The organism is Streptomyces caelestis, assembly GCF_001279005.1.
Lineage (GTDB): Bacteria > Actinomycetota > Actinomycetes > Streptomycetales > Streptomycetaceae > Streptomyces > Streptomyces heliomycini.
Genome location: NZ_LGCN01000008.1, coordinates 1 through 2,127, shown reverse-complemented (window position 1 = coordinate 2,127; position 2,127 = coordinate 1). Strand labels below are relative to the sequence as shown.

The window sequence follows — 2,127 nt, the reverse complement described above, 5'->3', positions numbered from 1 at the left end:
GCGTGAGGTGGTGTGGGGTGAGGACGCGGAGGCGCTGAACCGGACCGCCTACGCCCAGGCCGGACTGTTCGCGGTCGAGGTGGCGCTGTACCGCCTCCTCGACGCCTGGGGCGTACGGCCCGACTACGTCGCCGGGCACTCGATCGGCGAAATAGCCGCCGCGCACATCGCGGGCGTCGTCTCCCTCGCGGACGCCTGCGCGCTGGTGGCTGCTCGTGGCCGGTTGATGCAGGCGCTGCCGGCCGGTGGCGCCATGGTCGCCGTCCAGGCGGCGGAGGCGGAGGTGCTGCCGCATTTGACCGGCGAGGTGTCGCTCGCGGCGGTCAACGGCCCGTCCTCCGTGGTGATCTCGGGCGCCGAGGCCGCGGTCGAGGCGGTGGCGGAGGTGTTCCGCGGACTGGGGCGTCGTACGTCCCGGCTGCGGGTGTCGCACGCCTTCCACTCGCCGCTGATGGAGCCGATGCTGGACGACTTCCGCACGGTCGCCGAGGAACTGACGTTCAGCGAGCCCAGTCTGCCCCTGGTCTCCAACGTGTCGGGCGGTCTCGCCGCAGCCGGAGAACTCAGCACCCCCGCCTACTGGGTGACCCATGTCCGTGAGGCTGTGCGCTTCGACGACGGGATCCGTGTCCTGGCGGAGGAGGGTGTCACCCGGTTCGTGGAGCTGGGGCCGGACGGTGTGCTCAGCGGCATGGCGCGTGAGAGCGCCGGCGACGAGGCTCACCTGATCCCGCTCCTGCGCAAGGACCGCGGCGAGGAGTCGGCGGCGCTGACCGCGCTCGCCCGGCTGCACGTGGCCGGGGCCCGGGTGGACTGGACCGCGTACTTCGCCGGCACCGGCGCGCGGACCGTCGACCTGCCGACCTACGCCTTCCAGCGGCAGCGCTACTGGCCCGCCGGTGCGCTGACCCGGGCCGGGGACGTGCGGTTCGCCGGACTCGGGGCGGCCGAGCACCCGCTGCTGGGCGCAGCCGTCGAACTGGCCGGAACCGAGGGCTCGGACGGGACGGTGTTCACGGGTCGGCTGTCGGTGCAGTCCCACCCGTGGCTGGCCGACCACGCGGTGCAGGGCTCGGTGCTTGTGCCGGGTACGGCGCTGCTGGAGCTGGCGATTCGCGCGGCCGACGAGGTCGGCTGCGACACGGTGGAGGAACTGACCCTCTCCGCGCCACTGGTGCTGCCCGACCACGGCGGCACCCGCATCCAAGTGCGGATCGGCACGCCCGACACCGACGGCCGGTGCACCCTGGGCATACACGCGCGGGGTGAGGACGACGTCCAGGCCCCGTGGACCGTCCACGCCACCGGAATCCTGGCTCCCGCGGCTTCCGTGAACGAGGTGCGGTCCGACTTCGACGCGTCCGTGTGGCCCCCGAAGGACGCTCACGCGGTCGATGTGACGGACTGCTACGAGCGCTTGGCCGACGCCGGGTTCGCCTACGGTCCCGCGTTCCGCGGCCTTCGTGCCGCATGGCGCCGAGGCGCCGAGCTGTTCGCCGAGGTTGCCCTCGACGAAGCAATGGACGGCAGCGCCTTCGGTCTCCACCCGGCCCTGTCCGACGCCGCCCTGCACGCCTTCGCGCTCGACGACGACGGCCGCGGCGGAGTGCCGTTCTCCTGGACCGGAGTGACCCTGCACGCCTCCGGCGCCTCCGCGCTGCGGGTCCGGCTGACCCGGGACGCCGACGGAACGATGGCCCTGGAGCTGGCCGACCCGGCAGGCGCGCCCGTCGCCTCGGTGGAATCCCTGGTCGTCCGGCCACTGGAGGCCGGACGGCTGAGCGCCGCGATCCATGACTCCCTCTACCAGGTGGACTGGGTGCCGGCGCGGGCTACGCGGGCCGCAGAGGCGTCCCCCGTCACAGTCTCGGGGGTAGCCGAACTCGAGGAGCTGGTTCGGGGCGAGGTTCCGGCGACGGTGCTGGCCACCGTGCCGGAAGCCTCGGTCGGGGTGGTCGACTCCGTGCATGGTGCGGCCGTGTGGGCTTTGGAGCTGGTGCGGTCGTGGCTGGCGGACGAGCGGTGTGCGGAGTCGCGGCTGGTGTTCGTGACGCGCGGTGCCGTGGAGGGCGGTGACCTGGCGGGTGCCGCTGTGTGGGGTCTGGTGAGGTCGGCCGTCTCGGAGCA

General features: G+C 73.2%; 1 protein-coding gene. It reads left to right on the top strand.

Annotation, left to right across the window (positions count from 1 at the left end):
* Positions 1 to 2,127: acyltransferase domain-containing protein (locus tag ADK41_RS02420; RefSeq protein WP_159043935.1), on the top strand; the 2,127-nt coding region annotated here is incomplete at both ends.